Raw genomic sequence first — 25,127 nt, forward strand, 5'->3', positions numbered from 1 at the left:
ATGACCGACGCACCTACCTTCAAACCAAAAAAATCCGTCGCCCTGTCCGGCGTTGCAGCCGGTAACACCGCCTTGTGCTCCGTCGGCAAGACCGGGAATGACCTGCACTATCGCGGCTACGACATCCTGGACGTGGCCACCACCTGCGAATTCGAAGAAATCGCCTACCTGCTGGTGCACGGCAAACTGCCGAACGTGGCCGAACTGAAAGGCTACAAGAAGAAGCTGAAATCCCTGCGCGGCCTGCCGCAAGGCGTGAAGTCGGCACTGGAAGCGCTGCCTGCCTCCGCCCACCCGATGGACGTGATGCGCACCGGCGTCTCCGTGCTGGGCTGCTGCCTGCCGGAGAAGGACGACCACAATATCGCCGGCGCGCGCGATATCGCCGACCGCCTGATGGCATCCTTCGGCTCCATGCTGCTGTACTGGTACCACTTCAGCCACAACGGCAAGCGCATCGACGTGGAAACCGACGACGAGACCATCGGCGGCCACTTCCTGCACCTGCTGCACGGCGAAAAGCCGTCCGAAAGCTGGGTGCGCGCGATGCACACCTCCCTGATCCTGTACGCGGAGCACGAGTTCAACGCCTCCACCTTCACCAGCCGCGTCATCTCCGGCACCGGCTCCGACATCCACTCCGCCATCACCGGCGCGATTGGCGCGCTGCGCGGCCCTAAGCACGGCGGCGCCAACGAAGTGGCGCTGGACATCCAGCAGCGCTACGAAAACGCCGACGAAGCGGAAGCCGACATCCGCAACCGCGTCGCCAACAAGGAGGTGGTGATCGGCTTCGGTCACCCGGTCTACACCATCTCCGACCCGCGCAACGTGGTGATCAAGGAAGTGGCGCGCACCCTGTCGCAGGAAGCCGGCTCGATGAAGATGTTCGACATCGCCGAACGCCTGGAATCGACCATGTGGGAAATCAAGAAGATGTTCCCGAACCTGGACTGGTTCTCCGCCGTGTCCTACCACATGATGGGCGTGCCGACCGCCATGTTCACCCCGCTGTTCGTGATCTCGCGCACCTCCGGCTGGGCAGCCCACGTGATCGAGCAGCGCATCGACAACAAGATCATCCGTCCAAGCGCCAACTATGTTGGCCCTGAAGACCTGGCCTTCGTACCGATCAAGGACCGCAAGTAATCATGAACAGCCAATATCGCAAACAACTCCCAGGCACCAAGCTGGATTACTTCGACGCGCGCGAAGCGGTCGACGCGATCAAGCCAGGCGCCTACGCCAAGCTGCCGTACACCTCGCGCGTGCTGGCGGAAAATCTGGTGCGCCGCTGCGATCCAGCCAATTTGACCGCCTCGCTGCAGCAACTGATCGAGCGCAAGCGCGACCTGGACTTCCCATGGTTCCCGGCGCGCGTGGTGTGCCACGACATCCTGGGCCAGACCGCCCTGGTGGACCTGGCCGGCCTGCGCGACGCCATCGCGGAGCAGGGCGGCGATCCAGCCCTGGTCAACCCGGTGGTGCCAACCCAGCTGGTGGTGGACCACTCGCTGGCCGTGGAATGCGGCGGTTTCGATCCGGACGCGTTCAACAAGAACCGCGCCATTGAAGACCGCCGTAACGAAGACCGCTTCGACTTTATCAACTGGACCAAGAAAGCCTTCCAGAACGTCGACGTGATCCCGCCGGGTAACGGCATCCTGCACCAGATCAACCTGGAGCGCATGTCGCCGGTGATCCAGGTCACCGACGGCGTGGCCTACCCGGACACCCTGGTCGGCACCGACTCGCACACCCCGATGGTCGATGCGCTGGGCGTGATCGCGATTGGCGTGGGCGGCCTGGAAGCGGAAACCGTGATGCTGGGCCGCGCTTCCTGGATGCGCCTGCCCGACATCATCGGCGTTGAGCTGACCGGCAAGCCGCAGCCCGGCATCACCGCCACCGACATCGTGCTGGCGCTGACCGAATTCCTGCGCAAGGAAAAAGTGGTGTCGGCCTACCTGGAGTTCTACGGCGCCGGTTCGGCCGCGCTGACCCTGGGCGACCGCGCCACCATCTCGAATATGGCGCCGGAATTCGGCGCCACCGCCGCGATGTTCTCGATCGACGCGCAAACCATCAAATACCTGAAGCTGACCGGCCGCGACGACGCGCTGGTGGAACTGGTCGAGCAGTACGCCAAGCGCACCGGCCTGTGGTCGGACGACCTGGCCCAGGTGGAATACGAGCGCGTGCTGAGGTTCGACCTGTCGAGCGTGGTGCGTAATATCGCCGGCCCGTCCAACCCGCACAAGCGCGTGCCGACCAGCGAGCTGGCCGCGCGCGGCATTTCCGGCGTGGTGGAGAACGAGCCGGGCAAGATGCCGGACGGCGCCGTGATCATCGCCGCCATCACCAGCTGCACCAACACCAACAACCCGCGCAATATGATCGCAGCCGGCCTGCTGGCGCGCAACGCGAACAAGGTCGGCCTGCTGCGCAAGCCGTGGGTCAAATCCTCGCTGGCGCCAGGCTCGAAAGCGGTCACGCTGTACCTGGAAGAAGCAGGCCTGATGACGGAGCTGGAAAAACTGGGCTTTGGCGTGGTTGCTTATGCCTGCACCTCCTGCAACGGCATGTCCGGTGCGCTCGACCCGGCGATCCAGAAGGAAGTAGTGGAGCGCGACCTGTACGCCACCGCCGTCCTGTCGGGCAACCGCAACTTCGACGGCCGCATCCACCCATACGCCAAGCAAGCATTCCTGGCCTCGCCGCCGCTGGTGGTGGCCTACGCCATCGCCGGCACCATCCGTTTCGATATCGAGAAGGATGTACTGGGCCACGATGCCGCCGGCAAGGCAATCACCCTGAAGGACTTGTGGCCGAGCGACGAAGAGATCGACGCCATCGTCGAATCCTCCGTCAAGCCGGAACAGTTCCGCAAGGTGTACATCCCGATGTTTGCGCGCAGCGCCGACGCCGGCGAACGCGCCGACCCGCTGTACGACTGGCGCCCACAATCGACCTACATCCGCCGTCCGCCGTACTGGGAAGGCGCGCTGGCGGGCGAGCGCACGCTGAAAGGCATGCGTCCGCTGGCGCTGCTGGGCGACAACATCACCACCGACCACCTGTCGCCGTCCAACGCGATCATGATGGACTCCGCCGCCGGCGAATACCTGCACAAAATGGGCCTGCCGGAAGAGGACTTCAACTCCTACGCCACCCACCGCGGCGACCACCTGACCGCGCAGCGCGCGACCTTCGCCAACCCGACGCTGAAAAACGAGATGGTGCGCAACGCCGACGGCAGCATCAAGGCCGGCTCGCTGGCGCGCGTGGAGCCCGACGGCCAGGTCACCCGCATGTGGGAAGCCATTGAAACCTACATGGAGCGCAAGCAGCCGCTGATCGTGATCGCCGGCGCCGACTACGGCCAGGGTTCCTCGCGCGACTGGGCCGCCAAGGGCGTGCGCCTGGCCGGGGTGGAAGCGATTGTGGCCGAAGGCTTCGAGCGCATCCACCGCACCAACCTGGTCGGCATGGGCGTGTTGCCGCTGGAGTTCCAGCCAGGCGTGAACCGCCTGACCCTGGGCCTGGACGGCACCGAGACCTTCGACGTGATTGGCCAGCGTGCGCCGCGCGCCACCCTGACCCTGGTGGTGCACCGCAAGAACGGTGAACGCGTGGAAGTGCCGGTCACCTGCCGCCTCGATTCGTCGGAAGACGTGTCGATCTACGAAGCGGGCGGTGTGCTGCAGCGCTTCGCGCAGGACTTCCTGGAATCGGCAAAGGCAGCGTAATGGCACACAAACCGCAAATTAAGATCCCCGCCACCTATATGCGTGGCGGCACCAGCAAGGGCGTGTTCTTCCGGCTGCAGGACTTGCCGCAGGCCGCCCAGGTGCCGGGCAAGGCGCGCGACGACGTGCTGCTGCGCGTGATCGGCAGCCCCGACCCGTACGGCAAGCAGATCGACGGCATGGGCGGCGCGACGTCAAGCACCAGCAAGACGGTGATCCTGTCCGCCTCCACCCGCTCCGACCACGACGTGGACTACCTGTTCGGCCAGGTCAGCATCGACAAGGCTTTTGTCGACTGGAGCGGCAACTGCGGCAATCTGTCGGCGGCGGTGGGCGCCTTCGCCATCAGCGGCGGCCTGGTGCCGCCGGCCCGCGTGCCGCACGACGGCATGGCGGTGGTGCGCATCTGGCAGGCCAATATCGGCAAGACCATCATCGCCCACGTGCCGATGACGAACGGCGAGGTGCAGGAAACCGGCGACTTTGAACTGGACGGGGTTACCTTCCCGGCCGCCGAAGTGCAGCTGGAATTCATGGACCCGGCGGCCGAAGAAGAGGGCGCTGGCGGCTCGATGTTCCCGACCGGGAACCTGGTGGACGAGCTTGAAGTGCCGGGTGTCGGCACGCTCAAGGCGACCATGATCAATGCCGGCATTCCGACCATCTTCATCAATGCCGACGCCATCGGCTACACCGGCACCGAGCTGCAGGAAGCCATCAACGGCGACGCCGCCGCGCTGGCAAAGTTCGAAACCATCCGCGCCCACGGCGCGCTGCGTATGGGCCTGATCAAGGACGTGAGCGAAGCGGCCACCCGCCAGCACACGCCGAAGGTCGCCTTCGTCGCGCCGCCGGCCAGCTACGCCGCTTCCAGCGGCAAGCAGGTGGGGGCCGGCGATATTGACCTGCTGGTGCGCGCGCTCTCGATGGGCAAGCTGCACCACGCCATGATGGGCACCGCCGCCGTTGCCATCGGCACCGCAGCAGCGATTCCCGGCACGCTGGTCAACCTGGCTGCCGGTGGCGGCGAGCGTGAATCGGTGCGCTTCGGGCATCCTTCCGGCACGCTGCGCGTGGGCGCCCAGGCGACACGGGAAAACGGTGAATGGAGCGTGAAGAAAGCTATCATGAGCCGCAGCGCGCGGGTCTTGATGGAGGGCTGGGTCCGCGTGCCAGCCGAGTAAGCCAGGGCGCCCGGCCTGCGGGCCGGGCGCTTTATTCAACGTCCGATGTCGTCATCCTCGTCGTCGTCGTGGAATTTCCCCGGCGGGCTGTATTCACCGTTCTCCAGCACCTGGCACCAGCCAAAGGTGGTGTTGAACATGGCGAGGTCGGTGGCCACTTTGCAAAGGCAGGGAATGTTCTTTTGCCGGACCATGTCTTCTGAGACCAGGTTCTTGGGTAGTTGGATATGTAAATACAGGCTCACTGTAACTTCTGTTCTAGCGCGTCCAGCGTGCGCGGCACCGCCGCGCCAGCGCTGAGCTTGGCTTATTGCATTGATAGAGTCGAGCGCAGCGATAGTCATTTCAAAGTTGCGATCAGCCTGCGCACGTCAGAAGCGCGGGTACTCCGTTGTGCTGTCAACAGTTCCGATAACTCTTCCAACCGGCCCCTTGATGAGGCGGGCAAGGCCACCCCCAAATCGTCCAGTTGGCTTGCAGAAATGGCCGCCACATCGAGGTGGGGCGAATCAAGCAGCGCCGTCAGTACTCCTACCCCTTCCGCACTGCCCAAATCGCCAACCGCTTCGGCACATCGTTCCTGTACGCAGGCCGACAGCGATAATGCCCGCTCCTCCAGGTGGCGCCAATCGGCCGCAGCGAACCCCCTGAGGACTTCGCTTGCCATTTCGAGATGGTATTCAAACCAGGGCGTAGTTTGATTGCCGAGGAGGCGTTCGAATTCGTTGAAGGTGGATGTAGTCATTTTTCTTCCTTTATCTCTTCTTTCAAAGTCCGTTACCCCCGGTCGGGAAAGACGACGTGATGACGCCATTCTCCGTAATTACCTGCCACTCAACGCCATCGATCACCTTGGTGTGCAACAGTCTGGTTACTCCATTTGATTGACCGAGCAGGGTGCCTGGTGCCGCAGCAGTAGTATGTCCCGCCCGCAGAATGTCGGCATTAGTCCAGCTGGGCGGTGCAATCGTATGTGTGTTAGGTGACTTTCCTTTAGACCAGCCCCACGTTCCATCTTTGCGCACAATCATCATTTTAAAGTCTTTCACCGAGATAGTTCCGTCGGGATTGACGACTGTTTTATCGTGACTCATTTGGTAGTGGGGAGAGTTCAGTACATCGGGAGAATGCCCACCAATAATGTTATTGGTTCCTGGCTTGGATGCGCCGAACAAGATCTTGGAATCGATTTTCGATAGAGGTCCGATGAAATCCGGATCGCCCGGGATCGGTGGCCGTTTAGGCGTGCTGAGTCCCTCCGCTGCCAAGTTTGTTGGCGGTTTGCCGCCAGCCACCTTCCAGTTGGCGACGTACTTCCCCCCAAGCCATCCCCCCAGCAGACTGCCACCCAACATCGACCACTTCTGTCCATCTGATCCTTCGCCGAAGATCTCTGCGCCAAGCAGGCTGCCCCCCAAGCCTCCTGCAACGCCACCAACGATGCCACCGATGGCCAAAGCGGGACCAGCAAGTACGACCGCAGCACCGGCCCCGACGACGAAGAGCGCGACATGAACCCAAGTCGGCACCAGGTCTTCGGCATGGATCTCGTCGGTCTGCACGGTCGGTCCGCCGACATGCACATTGGCGGAACCCTTGGTGATGACAGCGCTGCAGGTGGTCTTGTCATCCACCCTGGCGGCCGGCATGCCGTTGATGAAGACCGTTCCACTGCCGGTCGCCACTTTTTCCGTGTCCGTATGCTTGTCGCACTTCGCCGTGTCAAGGTGGGCGCGGATGGCGCGCAAGCCGTTGGTGAAGACATTGGCCGAGCCGGCGGCGGTGATCTTGCCCACTTCCTCCTTGGGCGCCCAGCTCATGGTGCTCATCATCTCGCCCAGGCCGGCGCCCGCCGCCGCAGCGCCGCCGACGATGGCCACCGCCGCCAAGCCGCCAGTGCCGACGATGGCCACCGCCGCCACCGCGATCGCGGCGGCAGCCAGCAGGCCGCCCAGCAGCCAGCTCATGGTCGGGCTATGCCCGATCGGGTCATTTAGCCTTGCCGCCTGCGCCATGGCTAGCCGGCCTGCTGCTCGAGGAAGCTGCGCACGGCCGCCAAGTGCGGCAGGCCCGGCACGTCCAGGGGAGGGTCGTAGATGGCCGCCAGGTGCAGGTTGTCGAGCAGGCTGCCGGCGTCAGGATCGGGGTCGGCGGCCAACTGGTACATGCCGGTGTTGCGCAGGCCCGGATCATAGGAGTTGGGTGCGGTGAAATAGGGTTGCAGGCGGTTGCCGGCGGCGTCGAAGAAGGCCCACGTGTCGAGCTCCACTTCGCGCGCATCGGTCCTGCGGCAGGCGTCGCCTTGGTTGGCAAAGACATGCAAGCTGCGGCGGCGCGCGGAGAGCGCAAAGGTGTAGGGCTGGGTCGCCACCGGCGCCTTGCGCTTGGCGGCGGCGGCGGCGGCGTCGAGCGGATGGCGCAACGTCATGCTGGCGAGGATGTTGTCGAAGGCCGCATTCCATTCTTCGTTGAATGGACTGAGGCAGGTGGCAGCCACCAGCATGGCCTGGCGGCTGCCCGGCTCCGCCCCTTGCACCAGCACCACGGCCTGGCGCTGGTGCATGAAGTTGCCATCTTTGCGCCAGCTGTAGGCCAGTTCGATGGCGGGAGAGCCGCCGACCTGGCTGTCCTTCATGCCGCGCAGCTGGAAGCGGGGCAGGGCGCGGCCCATTTCCTTGAGCAGGCGGTCGCCGAAGTCCGCCAGCGTTTCGTCCGCCGGGACATCGGCATGGGAGATCACGAGGCTGAATTCACTCGGGCCATTTTCGTTCAGCACAAACATGTGCATGGTTTTGTCTTTGAGCTGCGGCGGCAGCTCGAATGCGGCGCTGTTGGTCTGGTATTGCATGGCTGCGTACTCCTACTTGTTCAAATCGATCCGGTCGCTGCCGATGATGTCGACATGCTTGCCCTGGATGGTGATGGTGCCGTCGGCGCGCAGCTCGATCTTGCTGGCGCCGACTTGCAGGGTAATGTCGGTGCTGGCAGTCAGGTGGATATGCTGGGTGTCCGATTTGATGTCGACGTGCTTGTTGGCAGCCAGCTCGGCGTGCGCGGTTTCCGCCTTGAGCGCGACGTGCTTCTTGGCGGTGGCGGCGATATGCTCGGTTTCCGCTTTCAGCTCGACGTGCTTGTTGGCGGTCAGGGCGATATGGTCGGTTTGCGCCGTCAGCGCGATGTGCTGCTTGGCGCGCAGGTCGATGAAAGCCGTTTCCGACACCATTTCGATCTGCTGCTTGACCGTATTGCGCTGGTAGCCCTGGGTCACCGCATTGGTTTGGTGGGGACCGTTGACGGTGGTGGCCTGGGCGTTCTGCACGGTGGTGACCATGTCCTTCTGCGCGTGGATGTTGATCAGCTCCTTGCCCTTGGCGTCGTGGATCACCATTTCGCTAAAGCCGCCGCCGCCCGGTGTGGAGCGGCTCTTGAAGCCCATCATGTGGGCGCCTTCGGGCAAGGCGTAAGGCGCCGGCTGGTCGGCGTTGAACAGGCGGCCGGTGCAGACCGGGCGATCCGGGTCGCCCTCCAGGTAATCGATCAGCACTTCCTGGCCGACGCGCGGGATGGAAACGGTGCCCCAGCCCTTGCCCGCCCAAGGCTGCGAGACGCGAATCCAGCAGGAACTCGATTCATCGCGGCGGCCGTAGCGGTCCCAGTGGAACTGCACCTTGATGCGCCCGTATTGGTCGGTGTGGATTTCCTGTCCCTTGGGCCCGACGACGGTGGCGGTCTGCGGGCCGGGCATGCGTGGCGGCTGGTGCGCGCGCACCGGGCGGTAAGGGATTTTGCGGCGGATAGCGCTGAAGCTGTTGCGGTAGACATCCTCCTGCCCGCTGGCGAAGTAATTGTTGCGGCAGTCAAGCCGCACCCCGATCACAAGGAAGTCGTTATCTTTTTCGTCCGTCACATCGAACCAGTGATGGCCGAGCAGTTTGAAGCTATGGCCCGGCACCAGGCCGCGGCAGTCGGACTCGCCGGCAAACACCTTGGCCTGCCACTCCAGCGCTTCCATCCGCTGCTGGGCCTCGCGTTCGCCGCTGTCGCGGTCCTTATAAGAGAAGGCGGGATTGCCGTCGTAAACTTCCAGCGTTGGCACATCGCCCTGGCGCACTGCGGTTGGCAGCTCCACGTACTGCACGGTATTGGGCGACTTGAAGTCGAAGGTGTTGAGCGCCACCTTGGTCGGCTGCAGCACGCGCCGCGCGCTGAGGGCGGTGACGGCGTCGCACGCGCGCCAGCGGTTGCCGCCGTTGAACTCCACCTCGGCATGGGTCGCCTGCGGCGGGCAAAAGCTGCTGTTGCGCGAATCGTCGCTGATCACCATTACATGGCCTGCTGCGCTGTGCTCGAAGTAGTAGAACAGGCCGTGTTTCTCCATCAGGCGGCTGACGAAGTGTTCGTCCGTTTCGTCGTACTGCACGATGTAGTTCTGCGACTGGTAGTGGCGCGCGGTCCTGAACTCGTAGGCCGCCAGGCTGCCGTAGTCGCCGCGGAAGATTTGCTCCAGCACATCGAGCACGCTGGCGTCCTGGAAGATGCGCGAGTTGATGCGGCGCTGCAGGAAGGCCAGCCAGGGCACGATCTCGGCATGGTAGAAGGCAAAGCCGCCATCCGAATGCGTGAAGCCGAAAACGTTGACGTAGCCATTGACGTAGTGTTCGCTGCCGTCCGCCTGGCGCACCCCGACGCTGACATTCTTTCCCAGCAGGTCTTGCAGGTCGATGCTGGCGCTCTTGGCAAGCAGGCGCAGGGTGAAACGGTAGGGCGCCGATAACGCCGCTTCGCCGGTCAGCGATTCGACCAGCAAGGTCTTCTCGCCGTCCAGCGGCGCGTAGAAACGCAGCAGCCGGCTGCCTTCGTGGAAAGCGGCAAAGGGCGCGCTTCCTGCGGCCTGCTGCAGGGCCGCCAAGTGCGGTTGCGCCGGCGCGAACTGCGGCGCGGGCGACATGAAGTCCTGGATGGCCAGGCCGGCCAGCGGGTGCTCTTCAAGCTGCAGCGCTGTGGCGGCAACTTGCGTCGCCTCGCGCGGCAGCTCGGTTTTGACGGCAAGCGCCGCGGCCGCCGCGGGTAAGGCGGCTTCGGCCAGCCTGCCGGCCAGCACTGGTACGGCGCCAGCATTGCGCATGGGCGGTGGCGCCAGTGCTGTCCTGCCATCTAATGGGCCAAACGACATTTGGGCAACTCCTATCGATATGCAAGTACTTGCTAAATAAGCAAACTTGCGGACGATAGCAAACTGCGCGCAAGTTCAACGCACGGTTGGGCGAGCAATGGCGGCCAGTGCTGCGCTGCGGAAAAACCCCATGTTTTTGTTGTAACAAGGCCCTGCGTCACTGGCTTTGCTTTGATTGGACAGTTTTGTACGCTATGATCGTCCGGATACCTCGTGAACCCGGCGTACATGAATTCTGTCTCGAGTACTGTAGAAGTGGTGGCAAGCGCTTTGCAACTGATCGGGATGCCCGCTTGCGCGTGCGATGCCGACGGCGTGGTATTCGCCTCGAATGAGGAATTCGAGGCTTTGCTCCAGGCCGACCCGCGCGGGCGCAATGTGCTGGAAGTGTTTGCGCGCCACGTGCGCGCCGAAGCCAGCGCCCAGTTGCATGCGGCCCTGGTCGATTCCGCTGCGCTGCCGCATATGGCACCGCGCACCGCTCCCAAATGGGACAGCGTGCTGACCAACGCCAGCGGCAATTATGTGGCCGTGCAATTGACCCTGAAGGCGCTGCCGGGCGGGCTGGAAGGCGGCGCCACCATCATCTTCAACGACATCAGCAGCGCCCAGCGCGACCAGCGCGCGCTGCGCAAGGCCATGCTGGAACAGCAGGCCATCCTGGAAAATGCCGCAGTCGGCATCATCCTCGCCAAGGGCGGTCACATCGTCGAATGCAATATGCGCGCCGCTGAAATGTTCGGCTACGCGCGGCACGAGCTGGAGACCGCGCCGAGCGCCGTGCTGTACCCGACGCTGGAAGAGGCGGAACGCATCCGCGACGAATACTACCCGCTGCTGGAGCAAGGCCAGTCCATCACCGTGGAATTGCAGCTGCGCCGGCGCGACGGTTCGCTGTTCTGGTGCCGCACCAATGGCCGCGCGCTCGACCCGGCCGACCCGCGCGAGGGCGTGGTCTTTATCCTGGAAGACACCAATGAGCAGCGCATGGCCACCGAGGCCATGGGCCGCCTGCTGCTGGAGCAGAAGGCGATCCTGGACAACGCCTCGGTCGGCATCCTGTTCACCAAGAATTCTGAAATCCTGACCGTCAATCCGCGCATGGCCGAGATGTTCGGCTATACCCAGGAGGAAATGCGCGGGCGCCAGGCGTCCCTGCTGTTCGAACGTCCGGAGCTGCATGCCGCATTCGGACTGCAAGCCGGCCCGCGCCTGGCCGCCGGCGAATTGTTCGAGGTGCGCGAAGCCCAGCTGGTGCGCAAGGACGGCAGCGTGATCTGGTGCCGCGTGCGCGCCAAGGCGGTGGACGAGGCGCATAACCAGGGCGGCACCATCTGGATCCTGGAGGACGTGACGGTGTCGCGCCAGGTGCAGATGGAGGTCGAGGCGATCATGACCAACGCCTCGATCACCATGCTGTTCACCAAGAACCGCGTGATCACGCGCTACAACCGCGGCTTTGCCGACATGTTCGGCTACCAGGGCGAGGAAGCGCTGGGCATGCCCGGCCGCACCATCTATCCGGACGACGAAACCTATGCCCGCGTTGGCGCCATCGCCGGACCGCTCCTGAGCCAGGGCAAGCACTTCCATTGCGAAACGCTGATGCGGCGCAAGGACGGCAGCGACTTCTGGGCGCAGCTGATCGGCTATGTGGTGAACCCGGAAGACCCGACCCAGGGCACGATCTGGATCATTGAAGACCGCACCGCGCAAAAGCACGACGAAGAGTCGCTGCGCAACGCGCTGCTGGAAAACCAGGCCATCCTGGACAGTGCGGTGATGGGCATTTCCGTATGCGAGCAGGGGCGCAACCTGCGTTGCAACGCCAAGATGGAAGAACTGTTTGGTTATGCGCCCGGCGAGATGACCGGCGTCAGCGTGCAGAGCTTCTATCCAACCCTGGCGGTCTGGGACGCGGCGCGCAAGGCCACGGAGAAGGATTTCCTGGCCGGCCACGCCAGCTCCTACGAATACCAGCTGGTGCGCAAGGACGGCAGCAGCTTCTGGGCGCGCCTGTCCGGCCGCCCCTTCGACATGGCCGACCCGAAAGGGCGCTCGGTCTGGCTGATCGACGACGTGACCTCGCGCCGCGAGGCCGCCGAGGCGGTGCGCCGCGCGCGCGATGAGTTGGAAGTGCGGGTGCTGGAACGCACCGCCGAACTGGCCGGCGCCAATGCCCAGCTGCAGGCCGAGATCGTCGAGCGGCGCCAGGCCGAAGCGCGCGTGCACCACATGGCCTACCATGACAGCCTGACCGGCCTGCCCAACCGCGCGCTGCTGGCCGACCGCCTGGACCGCGCCATGCTGGCCGCGCAGCGTTCGGAGCGCCGCCTGGCCGTCATGTTCCTGGACCTGGACCGCTTCAAGACCATCAACGATTCGCTTGGGCACATGACCGGCGACGCGCTGTTGAAGGAGGTGGGCGAGCGCCTGGTGGCCGCCGTGCGCGCCAGCGACACCGTGGCCCGCCTGGGCGGCGACGAGTTCGTGGTGCTGCTGCCAGGCATCCGCAACACGGAAGAATCGAGCCACGTCGCGCAAAAGATTATCGACACGCTGTCCGAACCGATCCCGCTGGAAGGACGGCTGCTGCACATCACGCCGTCGATCGGCATTTGCACTTATCCGGACGACGGCAATGACGTCGCGTCGCTGATGCGCAATGCCGACGCGGCCATGTACCACGCCAAAGCGTCCGGCCGCAACAACTACCAGTATTTCAACGAAGAGATGAACACGGCGGCGGCCCTGCATTTCGAAATGGAGAGCAGCCTGCGCTCGGCGCTGCAGCTGGGCCAGTTCGAGCTGCACTACCAGCCGATCATGGATATCGCCACGCGCCGCCTGGCCACGCTGGAAGTGCTGCTGCGCTGGCGCCGCCCGTCGAGCGGGCTGGTGATGCCGGACCAGTTCATCCCCCTGATCGAAGAGAACGGCCTGATCGTCCCGATTGGCGAATGGGTGCTGCGCCGCGCCTGCGAGCAAAGCATGGAATGGCAGCGCCAGGGCATGGCGCCGGTGCCGCTGGCGATCAACCTGTCGGCGCGCCAGTTCATGCACCGCGGCCTGGTCGACTCGATCCGCCGCACGCTGGACGACACCGGCATCGACCCGGCCCTGATCGAATTTGAAATCACGGAAACCGCGCTGATGCAGCACGGCGAACAGACCCTGGAAATCCTCGGCCAGATCAATGCCATGGGCATCCGCCTGTCGATCGACGACTTCGGCACCGGCTACTCCTCGCTGGCCTACCTGAAGCGCTTCCCGGTGCGCAAGATCAAGATCGACCGCGCCTTCATCAAAGACCTGGAAGAAAGCGCGGAAGACCGCGCCATCGTTGCCGCCATCATCGCCCTGTCGGACAGCCTGCAGCTATGCGTGGTGGCGGAAGGGGTGGAGACGGAAGGGCAGTATGAACTGTTGCGCCAGCAAGGCTGCACCTACGCCCAGGGCTACCTGTTCTCGAAACCGGTGCTCGGCGTGCGCGCCCAGCTCATGATGGAGCGTAAAAATGGGGACGTACCCCATTTTTCCGCCTAGCGGAAAATGGGGTACGTCCCCATTTTTTCTTAGCCGAGGGTGGCGATCACTGGTGCGTGGTCGGACGGTTGCTGCCATTTGCGCGGGGCGCGGTCGATCACGCAGGAGACGCAGCGCTCCTTGAGCGGGGCCGATAGCAGCACGTGGTCAATGCGCAGGCCTTTGTTCTTCTGGAAGCCCAGCATGCGGTAGTCCCACCAGGAGAAGGATTTTTCCGGTTGTTCGAACAGGCGGAAGGAGTCATGCAGGCCAAGGTCGATCACCGCCTGCAGCGCGGCGCGTTCCTTGTCGGAGCAGAAGATGTCGCCTTCCATGGCCGGGTCGTGGGTGTCGCGCACGTGCGGCACGATGTTGTAGTCGCCCAGCACGGCCAGGTGCGGGTTGCGCGCCAGCTCTTCGCCCAGCCAGTCGCGGAAGGCGGCCAGCCAGCCCAGCTTGTAGACATATTTGTCGGAGTCGAGCGCCTGGCCGTTCGGCACGTAGGCGTTGACGATGCGCATGCCGTTGATGGTCGCTGCCAGCACGCGCTGCTGTTCGTCCGGGTACCTGGGATTGTTCTTGACCACGTCTTCCATCGGGTGGCGCGACAGGATGGCCACGCCGTTATAGGTCTTCTGGCCGCTGAACGCCACCTGGTAGCCCATTTCCTCGATTTCACGGACCGGGAATTTGTCGTCGGTCAGCTTGGTTTCCTGGATGCACAGCACATCCACCGGGTTTTCACCAAGCCATTTCATAACGTGCGGCAAGCGAACGTTCAATGAGTTAACATTCCAGGTGGCCAATTTCATAACGATCTTTCAAGTTGCGTGGGCGCTGATCTTAACAATACTTGCTACGGTCTGTGAAGCTGTCGTTTTTGAGTCATGGAATGATTCTGCGGTGTCATCAAAATTGCGTAAACTTGTAGCAAAAAGGGTGCGCCGCAAAAATAATTTCCAATAGTGCTTCATAGTTATCAGATTGGTACTAAAATTACGCTATCAACAACCGTAAACGTAAGTAGACACAAAAGGTTGGTATCGAAGTTGTTTCCGCGAAGCTGGGTATTTTGCTTATTTACAACGGACAGAATGTTGTCCTGTGTCAATAAGTGGTAATATAGGGAAACTAATTCCGATTTAACAGGCACTGCAAACTAAAGGAATAACATGCGATCTGCATTCGAAGCATGGGCGCAGAAGGACGGCCAAATCGTCCGCCGGCGCGAAGACAAGCCAGACGAGTATCTGGTTTATGAAACGCAACGCCGTTGGCTGATCTGGCAAGCGGCGCTGGAACATGGCAAGTCGCCAGCGGGCCGCAAGTCGGCCAAGGAAGCGACTGCGGCGCGCGCCGCCGTGGCACAGCGACCAACCGCCATGGCAACAGCCGACGCCGAAGTGCGTAACCAGGTTCTGAACGAAGTCCTCGACGCGTTCCAGGGCATTGGGGGCGGCAATGGCATGGATGACATCCTGAATGTCATCCAGGGCCTCAAGCAGAAAAAAGCCCAATCGGGCGAATGAGTCTGCCTGCATGCCATCCAGGCTGAGCCGAGTGGCGTCCGCTGCATTCCTTGCAGCGGCGTTGGCTGGTTGCGCGACCTTGTTCGATTCGACCGAGCAGACCGTTTTGGTGCAGACCGTGCTGGACCACCAGCAGGTGTCTGGCATCGGCTGTGTGCTGTCGAACGACAAGGGGCGCTGGTTCGTCACTTCTCCCGGGCGCGTGACCGTGCAGAAAAGCACCCAGCCGCTCGTGGTGGACTGTCGCCGCGAGGATGTCTGGGCCTTCGACCAAATCGAAGCGCGCCAGAATGCTTCTCGCTGGGGCAATATCATCTTCACCCTTGGCGCCGGCCAGATCGTCGACAAGCAGACGGGCGCCGGCTTTGACCTGCCGTCGACGCTGACCGTGGTCTTGCAGCGCGGCGATGGCGCGGCGGCACGCGGGGCGCCCGCCCAGCAGCCGCAACCTACCACGATCTATTAAGCACCGCCGGCCTGCTGCAGTTACTGCGCCAGGCTGGCTTCCGTGCGTTTCCATTCCCCCGATATTTCGCAGGACAATGCGGCCAGCGCTTATGCGAGCAAGGCGATGAGCGGCTGGTCGTTGGCGTGGGTGGCGAATGCGGCGAGCTGCGCGCGTGGCACCAGGTGCACGGCCTGCGTTTCCCAGCCCATGGCCGACGGCGTGCCGCCGACGCGGCGTGCGCGGTAATAGCGGGTGAAGGTCTGGCTGCGCGAGGAGTCGGCCAGGAAGCCGGTGATGACGACCTGCAGTCCGGATTCTTCAAACGCTTCGCGGATCGCACTGGCCTGCAGGCTGAAGCCCGCTTCCACGCGGCCCTTGGGGAAGGTGGCCTGGTAGCCGCCGAACTGGTTGGACGGCGCCACCAGCCAGATGCGGCCATCATCTTCTTCGATCACTACGCCGGCGGCGGCGGCTTTACCGGGCGGGAGGATGAAGGGCTGCTCCTCAATGGCAGCCTGGCCCGGCACCATGGCCCAGGCTTGATCGTCGGCGGGCACGTCGCGCCAGGGGGTGAAGGCTATGCCGGCCAGTGCGGGCGGCATGTCGCCCTGGGGCAGGACGGTGGCGCTTTGACCGGCTTGCCGCCAGTGCTCAAGCGGTGTGGGGAGGGACGGAGTGCGGATGACAACGGGGCGGCCCTTGTCGTCGGGGTAGGGGTGGTAGCAGGTCATGAAAGCAAAAAGGGCGGGATTGCTCCCGCCCTTTGTTCGCCTTGATTAAGCGCGGCTGATCAGGAAGTTGGCCAGCAGCGGTACCGGACGGCCGGTGGCGCCTTTCGCGCCGCCCGAACGCCAGGCGGTGCCGGCGATATCGACGTGCGCCCATGGATACTTGCGGGTGAAGTTTTCCAGGAAGGCGGCAGCGGTGCAGGATGCGCCGCCCGGGGAGCCGATATTGGCCAGGTCAGCGAAGTTGGACTTCAGCTGCTCGTTGTACTGCTCGCCGATCGGCAGGCGCCATGCGGTGTCGCCGGTGGCTTTGCCGGCGGCCAGCAGGGAGTCGGCCAGCGCGTTGCCCGCGTCGTCGTCACGCGCGAAGACGCCGCTGTTGTGATGGCCCAGGGCGACGATGCAGGCGCCGGTCAGGGTCGCCACGTCGATCACGGCGGCCGGGTTGAATCGCTCGGCGTAGGTCAGCGCGTCGCACAGGATCAGGCGGCCTTCGGCGTCGGTGTTCAGGATCTCGATGGTCAGGCCGTTCATCGAGGTGACGATGTCGCCCGGCTTGGTGGCGCGGCCGGAAGGCATGTTTTCGCAAGCGGCGACGATGCCGATCACGTTGGATTTCAGGCCCATTTCGCCGATGGCGCGGAAGGTGCCCAACACGGAGCCGGCGCCGCACATATCGTATTTCATCTCGTCCATGCCAGGACCGGCCTTGATCGAGATGCCGCCGGTGTCGAAGGTGATGCCTTTGCCCACCAGGACGGTCGGTGCGTCCTTGGTCTTGCCGCCTTTGTGCTTCAGGACGATGAACTTGGGCGCCTGCTCGGAGCCGTTGGTGACGGACAGGAAGGAACCCATTTTCAGGGCTTCCATCTGCTTGCGGTCCAGGATTTCGACGTCAAAGCCGAAGTCCTTGCCCAGCTTCTTGGCGACGTTGGCCAGGTAGGTCGGGGTGCAGACGTTGGCGGACAGGTTGCCCAGGTCCTTGGTCAGCTCCATGCCGTTGGCGATGGCGACCGCCTGCGACAGCGCCAGCTTGGTGGCGGCGTTGTTGGCCACGGCCAGGGCGATCTTCTTCGGACCGGTCCATGCCGGGTCCTTCTTGGACTTCTGGGAATCGGTGCGGTACACGGCGTCGCGGCCTGCCAGAACGGCGGCGCGGATGGCCCAGTCAACCTCGCGGCCTTTCACTTCGTCCAGCGGCAATGCGATAATAGCGTCCGTCGAGGCGACGGTGCCCAGTGCCTTGATGGCGGCATTGATGGCGGAGCTGATGGCTTTTTCAGCAATCGCTTCGTCGCTGCCCAGACCCACCAGCAGCACGCGTTCAGCGGTGGCGCCTTTCAGGCCGCGCAGCAGCAGGGTGGTGCCGGCTTTGCCGGTGATGTCGCCGGACTTCAGCGCGGCGGTGATTTCACCGGCGCTGTCGAGGGCTTTAGCCGCTTTCGAGAGTTTCTTGTTTTCGAAGACGCCGACCACGACGCAGCCGCTTTTGGCGCTGGCAATGGTGTTCTTGGCGTCGAATGCTTTTATGCTAAAGTCCATTTGGTTTCTCCTTAATTTTGTAGAACGAATTATAAACGTCGAATGATTTTCCATCGCGCCCTCCGCCGTGAGCTGGTCAGCTCTGCCGGGGCCTCCTTTACGGTACTGTTCTCGATCCTCCTGACGTGGACCCTGATTTCGATCCTCGGTAAAGCCGCAGGGGGCAAGGTCGCGTCCAGCGATGTCATTGCGCTTATTGCGTTCGCAGCCCTGAATTATCTGCCAATTGTCCTGATTTTCACCAGTTTTATTTCAGTCCTGATGGTGGTGACCCGCATCTACAAGGATTCGGAGATGGTGGTGTGGTTCGCCTCTGGCGTCAGCCTGACGCGCTTCATCAAGCCGGTGCTGATGTTCGCCTTGCCCCTGATCGTGCTGACCGGCGTGCTCAGTTTTTATGCCACGCCGTGGGCGCGTTCCAAGACCGGCGAGTATGTGGAGCGCTTTACCAAGCGCGAAGACCTGCAAAAGGTGTCGCCGGGCCAGTTCAAGGAATCGTCCTCCGCCAACCGCATCTTCTTTGTGGAAGGCGTTTCCGGCAGCAGTGCGGTGGTGCGCAATGTCTTCGTCAACCAGATCGATGCCAAGGGCACGTCCGTGGTGGTGGCCAGCGAGGGCGTGATCGAAACCCTGCCTTCGGGCGACCGCCACCTGGTGCTGAAAAACGGCCGCCGCTACCAGGGCAAGCCGGGCGACGCCGATTTCCAGAGCATGGAGTTTGAGCGCTACAGCATGCGCGTGTCGCAGCAGACCACGGAAGTGGGCGGGCAGAAGGAGGCCAAGAGCCTGCCGACCAGCGAGTTGCTGGCCGCCGGCAGCGACTCGGCCAAGGGGGAGCTGATGTGGCGCATGTCGATGCCGCTGGCCTGCATGGGGCTGGTGCTGCTGGCGATCCCGCTTGGCTTCGTCAATCCGCGCGCCGGCAGCGCGACCAACCTGATTATCGCGGTGCTGATCTTCTTCACCTATAACAACCTGATTAATGTGATCGAATCCGGCATCCGGCGCGGCAAGTTCAACTTCGGCATGGCCTGGTGGCCGCTGCACCTCGGCATGGCGCTGACGGTGCTGGCGCTGTTCGCCTGGCGCCTGAACGTGAACCACCGCTACCATCCGCGCGCCTTGTGGGCGGCATTCAAACGCGGGGGCGCCAAGAAATGAGGATTCTCCAGCGATATTTCTTCGTCTCGATCCTGCAGGCGGTGGCGTTCGCGCTGGCGGCGCTGCTTGGCCTGCAGGCTTTCTTCGACCTGACCGGCGAGCTGCCGGTGGTGGGCAAGAACGGCTACGGCATGGAGCACGCAGCGCTGTACATGCTGGCCATGATGCCGCAGCACGTGAACGAGGTGCTGCCGGTGGCGGCGCTGATCGGCACCATTTACACGATGGCGCAGTTCGCCTCGACTTCTGAATTCACCATCATGCGCGCTTCGTCCATGTCGACGCGCATGGCGGCGGGCATGGTCGGCAAGGTCGGCCTGGTGCTGGTTGTCCTGGCCTTTATCTTCGGCGAGCTGATTACCCCGCGCCTGGCGCCGCTGGCCGAGAAGCTGCGGCTGATGGGACGCGGCGCCACGGTGTCCTCCGAGTTCAAGTCGGGCATGTGGACCAAGGACATCATCAAGAGCGAGGGCATGACCGGCGAAGTGCTGGGCACACGCTTCTTCAATGTGCGCGAGGTGCGTTCGGACGGCAAGCTGGCCGACGTCAAGCTGTACGACTTCGACATCCGTTTCCGCCTGCGTACCTTGACCTATGCCAAGTCGGCCGTCTTCAGCGGCAAGAACACCTGGATCCTGAGCGATGTGACCGAGAATATCTTCAGCAACCCGGCGCTGGCGGTGGAGGGCGCGGAAGCGACCCTGGCCAATAATTTCGGGCAGGAGACCGGCGCGGTGGAGATCAAACAGTATGCCAGCAAGGAGCTGATTTCCGAGATCACGCCGCGCATCCTGTCGGTGTCGCGCTCGGATCCGGAGCGTATGTCGGCCATCGAGCTGGCGGTGTATACCCGCCACTTGCAGGAGAATAAGCAGGAGACGGAACGCTTCAAGATCGCGTTCTGGAAAAAACTGTTCGACCCGATGGCGATTTTGGTGCTGATGGCGCTAGCGCTGCCGTTCGCCTACCTGCATACGCGCGCCGGCGGTGTGAGCCTTAAAATTTTCATCGGCATCATGATCGGCGTCAGCTTCCTGCTGGTGAATACGCTGTTCTCGCATATCGGTGTGCTGTCGGCCTTGCCGGCGTTCCTGACCGCCTTGATGCCCAGCTTGCTGTATTTGATGCTGGCGCTAGGGGCCTTGTACTGGGTGGAGAGGCATTAGCATGGGCGCACGCGCATTGGTATTGTTTGCACATGGCGCCCGCTCCGCCAGCTGGGCGGCGCCGTTCGAGCGCCTGCGCGACATGGTCGCCGCCCGTTCGCCGGGGGTGGATGTGTCGCTGGCTTTCCTGGAGCTGATGTCGCCGCGCCTGCCGGAGCAGGTGGCGGCCCTGGCGGCGCAGGGTGTGGATGATGTAACGGTGGTGCCGGTGTTCCTGGGGCAGGGCGGCCATGTGCTGCGCGACCTGCCGCTGATCCTGGATGAATTGCGCCTGGCGCACCCGGGTCTCGCCATCCGCGCCGTAGGCGCGGTGGGCGAGGACCCGGCGGTGCTGCGGGCGATGACGGATTACTGCTTGTCGGCGCTGCCCTCGGCTTTGGCGTGAGCCACCATGGCGGCGATGGTGCTGCCCGGTTTGTCGAATTCACGTTGTACGGCGTCGCGCAGGGCGTCGGATTTCAGCGCCTCCAGCGCGGCGTTGCTGGCCTTGAATGCTTCTTCATCTTCGCCCAGGCGGCGCAGCACTTCCACCACCAGGCGTACTTCCTTGGCGTAGTTCAGCACGAAGGCCAGCAGTTGCGGGGCGGACGAGGTGTTGCCGCGCTTGGCCATTTCTTCGGCAAAGTCGTTGACGCGGGTGGCCAGGGCGGTGATGCGGGCCACCGGGTCGGGCAGGTAGCGGCGCGCCAGCGCGAAGTCTTCCACGGCGACCAGGGCCGGCAGGGCCAGGTCGGCGCAGTCCCTGGCCAGCTCGGGTAGCTGGGTGTCGAGTTGCGTGAACAGTTCGTGGGTGGAGCGGTCGTCGCCCAGGGCGCTGTTGATGGCGCTGATGTCCTGGAACAGGCCGAGCGTGGCGCCGCCGTTCAGGATGCGCTGGGTATCGCGGTCGCGGATCGCTTGCAGGGCGCGGCGCGCCAGGGGGAATTGTTCGGCCAGGTAGATCCAGTCGCGCAGCGCGAAGGACAGGCGGATGCCGGCCAGGCTTGGGTCTTCGGCCAGGGCGTGTTCGTGGAACCACAGGTGGTCGCGCAGGGCATCTTCGTATTTGCCGGCCAGGCGCGCATTGCGGGCGCGCTCCAGGATTTCGTGGGCTTGGCTCATGTTTACCTCTCTTTTTGCAAGGTCGGTATTTTACGCCCAAACCGGTAAACCGGTAGTCTGACCCGCAGGGTCAGACACCTGACAGTCGGCCGCCGCGAGCCTGGTGTCTGACCCTGCGGGTCAGACACCGCTTTACCGGTTCTGGCGCGGCCGGGCCGCCATGGCGTTGCCGAGCATGACCAGCACCGGCCCATGCGCCGCAGGCAGTCCATGCGCCAGCTCGGCCAGGGTGATGCGCTCAATACGTTGGTCAGCTCGGCTGACGTTTTCGATAACCACCACCGGCGTTTCCGGTGCGCGGCCCTGGGACAGCAGGTGGTTGGCAGTGGCGATCGCTTCACGCCCGCCCATATACTGCACCAGCGTATCGGTGGAAGGAATGGTCAACTCTTCCGGATGCCCCGGCGCCGTGGAAGAAGTAAAGAACGCCACGCTGCGCGCCACCCCCCGCTTGGTCAGCGGCTGCAAGGTCGCGGCGGCCGCAGCAACCGCAGTCGTAATGCCCGGCACGACTTCCACCTCGATGCCCTCGGCCTCCAGCGCCGACAATTCCTCATCGGCGCGTCCGAACAGCATCGGATCGCCGCCCTTCAGCCGCACAACGCGCTGGTAGCGCGCCGCGCATTCGACCAGTTGCTGGTTGATGAAATCCTGCGCCGCCGAGCGCTGGCCGGCCCGCTTGCCGACCGAGATCTTCTCGGCCTGCGGGCACAGTTCCAGCATTTCCGGCGTCACCAGCGCGTCGTACAGCACCACCTCGGCCTGGGCCAGCAGGCGTGCGCCGCGTAAGGTGATCAGGTCCTGCGCCCCGGGTCCAGCTCCAATCAAATACACCTTCCCGTATGGCATTGCGCAGGCTCCTTGGCGGTTAGCTTATTCGCCGAGGCGGATCATACCTGCGGCTACTGTCTGGTGCGTGACTTCATCGATCAGGATGAAGGCGCCGGTAGCGCGGATGTCAGAGTAAGCATCGGCCGCCAGCGGTTGCTGTACGTTGAGCGCAATGCGCGCCACGTCGTTCAGCTTGAGCACATTTGCATCGTGACGGTGCTGGGTGTTGATGTCAAGGATGGAGTCGATTTTCGTCACTTTTGCCGCAGTCTGCTTGGTGCCGTGCTTGATCCAGTACTTGCGGCGCAGATCCAGCGGCTCTTCCGACAGCCAGCACACATCGGCATTGACTTGCTTGAGCAGTTGCGCCGGTTGTACGCTGGAGGCCAGCAGGTCGCCGCGCGAGACGTCCACATATTCTTCCAGCACGATGGTGACCGACTGGCCGGCCGTGGCGAACGGGATCGAACCGTCGAAGGTGACGATCTCTTTCACCGTGGCGCTCTGGCCGGAAGGCTGCACCACCAGCTTGTCGCCGACAGCGACGCTACCTGCCTCGATGCGGCCCATATAGCCGCGGAAGTCGTTGGCTTCGTGGCCGTTGTGGCGCGCCACCAGCTGTACCGGGAAGCGGAAGGCGGAGGCGTGCGATTCGTCGTAGACCGACAGGTTTTCCAGCAGCTCGATCAGGGTAGGGCCCTGGTACCAAGGCATCTTGTCGCCAGCTTCTACCACGTTGTCGCCGGCCAGCGCGGACAGCGGCAGGGTGGTGACTTGCTTGATGCCGAGGGTGTCGGCGAACTCGCGGTAGGCCTTGACGATGCGCTCGTACACGTCCTGGTCGTAGTTCACCAGGTCCATTTTGTTCACGGCCACCACCACGTGCTCGATCTGCAGCAGGTGGGCGATGGTGGAGTGGCGCTTGGTCTGGATCAGCAGGTCCACGCCGCCGTCTTCGCGCAGCTTCACTTTCGATACGTCGACCAGGATGATCACGGCGTCGGCGGTGGAGGCGCCGGTCACCATATTGCGGGTGTACTGTTCGTGGCCCGGGGTGTCGGCGATGATGAATTTGCGCTTCGGCGTGGCGAAGTAGCGGTAGGCTACGTCGATGGTAATGCCTTGCTCGCGCTCCGCTTCCAGGCCGTCGGTCAGCAAGGACAGGTCGATGGTGTCGCCCACGGTGCGCTTATGCTTGGCGCGCGACACGGCGGCCAGCTGGTCGGCAAAGATGCCCTTGCTGTCGAACAGCAGGCGGCCGATCAGGGTGCTCTTGCCGTCGTCGACGGAGCCGGCGGTGATGAAGCGCAGCAAACTGCGTTCGTTCAGGTTCTCGTTACGTGCGTTCATCAGAAATATCCTTGCTTCTTGCGTTTTTCCATGGAGGCTTCGGAGGTCTGGTCGTCCATCCGGGTGGCGCCGCGTTCGGTGACTTCGGTGACCGCGGTTTCGGCGATGATCGCGTCGACATCGGCGGCGTCGGAAGCTACCGGGCAGGTGCAGGAGATGTCGCCCACGGTGCGGAAGCGCACCACGCGGGTTTCGACTGCTTCGCCTTCGCGCGCCGGGGTCAGGTCGGTCAGCGGCACCAGCAGGCCGTTGCGCGGGATCACCTGGCGCTCATGCGCGAAGTAGATCGATGGCAGCGCCAGTTTTTCGCGGGCGATGTACTGCCACACATCCAGCTCGGTCCAGTTCGAGATCGGGAACACGCGCATGTTCTCGCCCGGGTGGACGCGGGTGTTATACAGGTCCCACAGTTCCGGGCGTTGCGCTTTCGGGTCCCATTGGCCGAATTCGTCGCGGAAGGAGAAGATGCGCTCCTTGGCGCGCGCCTTTTCCTCGTCGCGGCGGGCGCCGCCGATGCAGGCGTCGAAGCCGTGTTCGGCGATGGTTTCCAGCAGTGTCACGGCTTGCGCGGCGTTGCGCGAATCGGTCTGCGGGTTACGCAGGCGCACGGTGCCCTTCTTGATCGACTCCTCGACGGAGCCGACGATCAGGCGCTCGCCCAGTTCGGCCACGCGGCGGTCGCGGAACTCGATCACTTCGGCGAAATTGTGGCCGGTGTCGATATGCACCAGCGGGAACGGGAATTTGCCCGGGCGGAAAGCCTTTTCGGCAATGCGCAGCAGGACCACGGAGTCCTTGCCGCCGCTGAACAGCAGGGCAGGGTTGGCGCATTCGGCGGCCACCTCGCGCATGATGTGGATCGCTTCGGATTCCAGCGCGTCCAGGTGGCGCGAATTAACGTGTTGTTCTACCAGTGCGTTCATGTTCAGGCTACTTTCTTAATGCGAATCAGTTTTCCGTCGACCAGGTGCAGGCCGCATTCCTTCGATTCCGGGTTCTCCCACCACCAGCGGCCGGCGCGCACATCCTCGCCCGGCTGGATGGCGCGGGTGCAGGGCTCGCAGCCGATCGAGGGGAAGCCCTGGTCGTGCAGCGGGTTGTAGGGCACTTCGTTGCCACGGATGTATTCCCAGACTTCTTCCTCCGACCAGTCGGCCAGGGGATTGAACTTCTGCATGCCGTGCGCCGCGTCGTCTTCCTGCTCCGACAGTTCGGCGCGCGTGCTCGACTGCGAGCGGCGCTGGCCGGTGATCCAGGCCTTTTTGCCGGTCAGGGCGCGGCCCAACGGTTCCACCTTGCGGATATTACAGCACTCCTTGCGCAGTTCAACGCTGTCGTAGAAGGCGTTGTGGCCGTGCTTGATAATGTGGTCGGTGACGGCGGCCGTCACCGGGCGGTACAGGGCGATCTCGTAGCCATAGCGTTCGCGCACGCGGTCCACCATGCCCAGGGTTTCCTTGTGCAAGCGGCCGGTCTCCAGCGAGAAGATGCCGATGGGCAGGCCGGCTTTCAGAATCAGGTCGGTCAGGACCATGTCTTCGGCCGCCAGGCTGGAGGCGAATACCGCCGGCGAGTAGTCTTGGGCAATACGTTCCAGCGTGGCGAGCGTCTGTCCGACGCGGGCTGCGAGTTCGCTCATG

The 25,127-nt window shown here is 63.5% G+C and carries 22 protein-coding genes; 9 read left to right on the plus strand and 13 right to left on the minus strand.

Annotated features, from left to right (window positions below):
- The 3 genes from prpC to prpF are packed head-to-tail and all read left to right on the plus strand — an operon-like array spanning position 1 to position 4,933.
- On the plus strand, positions 1 to 1,149 hold the full coding sequence (prpC, locus tag GTP41_RS23540) for a bifunctional 2-methylcitrate synthase/citrate synthase (RefSeq protein WP_161028027.1): 1,149 nt from the start codon (positions 1 to 3) through the stop codon (positions 1,147 to 1,149).
- A 2-nt stretch (positions 1,150 to 1,151) separates the two neighbouring features.
- Positions 1,152 to 3,749: a Fe/S-dependent 2-methylisocitrate dehydratase AcnD gene (acnD, locus tag GTP41_RS23545; protein ID WP_161028028.1), complete on the plus strand. Its 2,598-nt coding sequence runs from the start codon at positions 1,152 to 1,154 to the stop codon at positions 3,747 to 3,749.
- Positions 3,749 to 4,933, plus strand: a complete 1,185-nt coding sequence (prpF, locus tag GTP41_RS23550; RefSeq protein WP_161028029.1) for a 2-methylaconitate cis-trans isomerase PrpF — start codon at positions 3,749 to 3,751, stop codon at positions 4,931 to 4,933. Before acnD ends, prpF begins: the two co-directional genes overlap by 1 nt.
- A gap of 35 nt (positions 4,934 to 4,968) precedes the next feature.
- Here the strand turns inward: prpF and GTP41_RS23555 are convergent, their stop codons facing one another.
- From GTP41_RS23555 to GTP41_RS23575, 5 genes are read right to left on the minus strand one after another with little or no spacing between them, the layout of a single operon-like run.
- Entirely contained in the window at positions 4,969 to 5,277 is a 309-nt protein-coding gene (locus tag GTP41_RS23555) for a hypothetical protein (protein WP_202419860.1), read from the minus strand.
- Positions 5,274 to 5,678 (minus strand): hypothetical protein, encoded by a 405-nt coding sequence (locus GTP41_RS23560; protein WP_161028030.1) that lies wholly within the window; start codon positions 5,676 to 5,678, stop codon positions 5,274 to 5,276. The genes GTP41_RS23555 and GTP41_RS23560 overlap by 4 nt, the downstream gene beginning before the upstream one ends.
- 22 nt (positions 5,679 to 5,700) lie before the next feature.
- Positions 5,701 to 6,948 (minus strand): PAAR domain-containing protein, encoded by a 1,248-nt coding sequence (locus tag GTP41_RS23565; RefSeq protein WP_503826759.1) that lies wholly within the window; start codon positions 6,946 to 6,948, stop codon positions 5,701 to 5,703.
- A 2-nt stretch (positions 6,949 to 6,950) separates the two neighbouring features.
- A complete protein-coding gene (locus tag GTP41_RS23570) occupies positions 6,951 to 7,781 on the minus strand; it encodes a DcrB-related protein (protein ID WP_161028032.1) in 831 nt (276 codons plus the stop codon).
- Positions 7,782 to 7,793: 12 nt separating this feature from the next.
- On the minus strand, positions 7,794 to 10,058 hold the full coding sequence (locus tag GTP41_RS23575; RefSeq protein ID WP_161028033.1) for a type VI secretion system Vgr family protein: 2,265 nt from the start codon (positions 10,056 to 10,058) through the stop codon (positions 7,794 to 7,796).
- A 276-nt stretch (positions 10,059 to 10,334) separates the two neighbouring features.
- Here GTP41_RS23575 and GTP41_RS27860 point away from each other — a divergent pair, with 276 nt between their 5' ends.
- Positions 10,335 to 13,652, plus strand: a complete 3,318-nt coding sequence (locus tag GTP41_RS27860; RefSeq protein ID WP_161028034.1) for a bifunctional diguanylate cyclase/phosphodiesterase — start codon at positions 10,335 to 10,337, stop codon at positions 13,650 to 13,652.
- A 29-nt stretch (positions 13,653 to 13,681) separates the two neighbouring features.
- On the opposite strand, the gene xth is transcribed toward GTP41_RS27860, so the two are convergent.
- On the minus strand, positions 13,682 to 14,443 hold the full coding sequence (gene xth / locus GTP41_RS23585; protein ID WP_161028035.1) for an exodeoxyribonuclease III: 762 nt from the start codon (positions 14,441 to 14,443) through the stop codon (positions 13,682 to 13,684).
- Positions 14,444 to 14,803: 360 nt separating this feature from the next.
- Here xth and GTP41_RS23590 point away from each other — a divergent pair, with 360 nt between their 5' ends.
- Both GTP41_RS23590 and GTP41_RS23595 read left to right on the plus strand, forming a co-directional pair.
- Positions 14,804 to 15,160: a phiTE_015 family protein gene (locus GTP41_RS23590; RefSeq protein WP_161028036.1), complete on the plus strand. Its 357-nt coding sequence runs from the start codon at positions 14,804 to 14,806 to the stop codon at positions 15,158 to 15,160.
- 61 nt (positions 15,161 to 15,221) lie between these two features.
- The gene (locus tag GTP41_RS23595) at positions 15,222 to 15,626 is read left to right on the plus strand and encodes a hypothetical protein (protein ID WP_229503035.1); all 405 of its coding nucleotides are present in this window, start codon (positions 15,222 to 15,224) and stop codon (positions 15,624 to 15,626) included.
- Between the two features lie 89 nt (positions 15,627 to 15,715).
- Here GTP41_RS23595 and GTP41_RS23600 read toward each other — a convergent pair whose 3' ends face one another.
- Positions 15,716 to 16,339 carry an NUDIX hydrolase gene (locus GTP41_RS23600; RefSeq protein ID WP_161028038.1) on the minus strand — a complete coding sequence of 208 codons (624 nt, stop codon included), beginning with the start codon at positions 16,337 to 16,339 and terminating at the stop codon, positions 15,716 to 15,718.
- Between the two features lie 45 nt (positions 16,340 to 16,384).
- Positions 16,385 to 17,878: a leucyl aminopeptidase gene (locus GTP41_RS23605; protein ID WP_161028039.1), complete on the minus strand. Its 1,494-nt coding sequence runs from the start codon at positions 17,876 to 17,878 to the stop codon at positions 16,385 to 16,387.
- A gap of 42 nt (positions 17,879 to 17,920) precedes the next feature.
- On the opposite strand from GTP41_RS23605, the gene lptF reads away from it, so the two are divergent.
- The 3 genes from lptF to GTP41_RS23620 are packed head-to-tail and all read left to right on the plus strand — an operon-like array spanning position 17,921 to position 20,590.
- Positions 17,921 to 19,039 (plus strand): LPS export ABC transporter permease LptF, encoded by a 1,119-nt coding sequence (gene lptF / locus GTP41_RS23610; protein ID WP_161028040.1) that lies wholly within the window; start codon positions 17,921 to 17,923, stop codon positions 19,037 to 19,039.
- Complete coding sequence (lptG, locus tag GTP41_RS23615; RefSeq protein ID WP_161028041.1) at positions 19,036 to 20,205, plus strand: LPS export ABC transporter permease LptG; 1,170 nt, start codon at positions 19,036 to 19,038, stop codon at positions 20,203 to 20,205. Before lptF ends, lptG begins: the two co-directional genes overlap by 4 nt.
- Position 20,206: 1 nt before the next feature.
- Complete coding sequence (locus tag GTP41_RS23620) at positions 20,207 to 20,590, plus strand: sirohydrochlorin chelatase (RefSeq protein WP_161028042.1); 384 nt, start codon at positions 20,207 to 20,209, stop codon at positions 20,588 to 20,590.
- Here the strand turns inward: GTP41_RS23620 and GTP41_RS23625 are convergent.
- The 5 genes from GTP41_RS23625 to GTP41_RS23645 all read right to left on the minus strand — a co-directional run bounded on the left by GTP41_RS23625 (position 20,554) and on the right by GTP41_RS23645 (position 25,126).
- Positions 20,554 to 21,306 carry a hypothetical protein gene (locus GTP41_RS23625; RefSeq protein WP_161028043.1) on the minus strand — a complete coding sequence of 251 codons (753 nt, stop codon included), beginning with the start codon at positions 21,304 to 21,306 and terminating at the stop codon, positions 20,554 to 20,556. The genes GTP41_RS23620 and GTP41_RS23625 overlap by 37 nt on opposite strands.
- A 132-nt stretch (positions 21,307 to 21,438) precedes the next feature.
- Positions 21,439 to 22,155 (minus strand): uroporphyrinogen-III C-methyltransferase, encoded by a 717-nt coding sequence (cobA, locus tag GTP41_RS23630; RefSeq protein ID WP_161028044.1) that lies wholly within the window; start codon positions 22,153 to 22,155, stop codon positions 21,439 to 21,441.
- A 24-nt stretch (positions 22,156 to 22,179) separates the two neighbouring features.
- Positions 22,180 to 23,487, minus strand: coding sequence for a sulfate adenylyltransferase subunit 1 (locus GTP41_RS23635; RefSeq protein ID WP_161028045.1), 1,308 nt, complete (start codon positions 23,485 to 23,487; stop codon positions 22,180 to 22,182).
- Entirely contained in the window at positions 23,487 to 24,410 is a 924-nt protein-coding gene (gene cysD, locus GTP41_RS23640; RefSeq protein WP_161028046.1) for a sulfate adenylyltransferase subunit CysD, read from the minus strand. The genes GTP41_RS23635 and cysD overlap by 1 nt, the downstream gene beginning before the upstream one ends.
- A 2-nt stretch (positions 24,411 to 24,412) precedes the next feature.
- Positions 24,413 to 25,126, minus strand: coding sequence for a phosphoadenylyl-sulfate reductase (locus GTP41_RS23645; RefSeq protein WP_161028047.1), 714 nt, complete (start codon positions 25,124 to 25,126; stop codon positions 24,413 to 24,415).
- Position 25,127 lies beyond the last annotated feature (1 nt).

This window comes from Pseudoduganella guangdongensis, assembly GCF_009857475.1.
Taxonomy (GTDB): Bacteria; Pseudomonadota; Gammaproteobacteria; order Burkholderiales; family Burkholderiaceae_D; genus Rugamonas; species Rugamonas guangdongensis.

Excerpts from the sequence above, each read along its gene's own strand:
- lptF (WP_161028040.1), top strand. The coding sequence starts at position 17,921 with ATGATTTTCCATCGCGCCCTCCGCCGTGAGCTGGTCAGCTCTGCCGGG.
- GTP41_RS23635 (WP_161028045.1), bottom strand. The coding sequence starts at position 23,487 with ATGAACGCACGTAACGAGAACCTGAACGAACGCAGTTTGCTGCGCTTC.
- GTP41_RS23625 (WP_161028043.1), bottom strand. The coding sequence starts at position 21,306 with ATGAGCCAAGCCCACGAAATCCTGGAGCGCGCCCGCAATGCGCGCCTG.
- acnD (WP_161028028.1), top strand. The coding sequence starts at position 1,152 with ATGAACAGCCAATATCGCAAACAACTCCCAGGCACCAAGCTGGATTAC.
- GTP41_RS23590 (WP_161028036.1), top strand. The coding sequence starts at position 14,804 with ATGCGATCTGCATTCGAAGCATGGGCGCAGAAGGACGGCCAAATCGTC.
- xth (WP_161028035.1), bottom strand. The coding sequence starts at position 14,443 with ATGAAATTGGCCACCTGGAATGTTAACTCATTGAACGTTCGCTTGCCG.
- GTP41_RS23570 (WP_161028032.1), bottom strand. The coding sequence starts at position 7,781 with ATGCAATACCAGACCAACAGCGCCGCATTCGAGCTGCCGCCGCAGCTC.
- prpF (WP_161028029.1), top strand. The coding sequence starts at position 3,749 with ATGGCACACAAACCGCAAATTAAGATCCCCGCCACCTATATGCGTGGC.
- cobA (WP_161028044.1), bottom strand. The coding sequence starts at position 22,155 with ATGCCATACGGGAAGGTGTATTTGATTGGAGCTGGACCCGGGGCGCAG.
- GTP41_RS23560 (WP_161028030.1), bottom strand. The coding sequence starts at position 5,678 with ATGACTACATCCACCTTCAACGAATTCGAACGCCTCCTCGGCAATCAA.
- cysD (WP_161028046.1), bottom strand. The coding sequence starts at position 24,410 with ATGAACGCACTGGTAGAACAACACGTTAATTCGCGCCACCTGGACGCG.
- GTP41_RS23575 (WP_161028033.1), bottom strand. The coding sequence starts at position 10,058 with ATGCGCAATGCTGGCGCCGTACCAGTGCTGGCCGGCAGGCTGGCCGAA.
- GTP41_RS23620 (WP_161028042.1), top strand. The coding sequence starts at position 20,207 with ATGGGCGCACGCGCATTGGTATTGTTTGCACATGGCGCCCGCTCCGCC.
- GTP41_RS23605 (WP_161028039.1), bottom strand. The coding sequence starts at position 17,878 with ATGGACTTTAGCATAAAAGCATTCGACGCCAAGAACACCATTGCCAGC.
- lptG (WP_161028041.1), top strand. The coding sequence starts at position 19,036 with ATGAGGATTCTCCAGCGATATTTCTTCGTCTCGATCCTGCAGGCGGTG.
- GTP41_RS27860 (WP_161028034.1), top strand. The coding sequence starts at position 10,335 with ATGAATTCTGTCTCGAGTACTGTAGAAGTGGTGGCAAGCGCTTTGCAA.
- GTP41_RS23565 (WP_503826759.1), bottom strand. The coding sequence starts at position 6,948 with ATGGCGCAGGCGGCAAGGCTAAATGACCCGATCGGGCATAGCCCGACC.
- prpC (WP_161028027.1), top strand. The coding sequence starts at position 1 with ATGACCGACGCACCTACCTTCAAACCAAAAAAATCCGTCGCCCTGTCC.
- GTP41_RS23600 (WP_161028038.1), bottom strand. The coding sequence starts at position 16,339 with ATGACCTGCTACCACCCCTACCCCGACGACAAGGGCCGCCCCGTTGTC.
- GTP41_RS23555 (WP_202419860.1), bottom strand. The coding sequence starts at position 5,277 with ATGACTATCGCTGCGCTCGACTCTATCAATGCAATAAGCCAAGCTCAG.
- GTP41_RS23645 (WP_161028047.1), bottom strand. The coding sequence starts at position 25,126 with ATGAGCGAACTCGCAGCCCGCGTCGGACAGACGCTCGCCACGCTGGAA.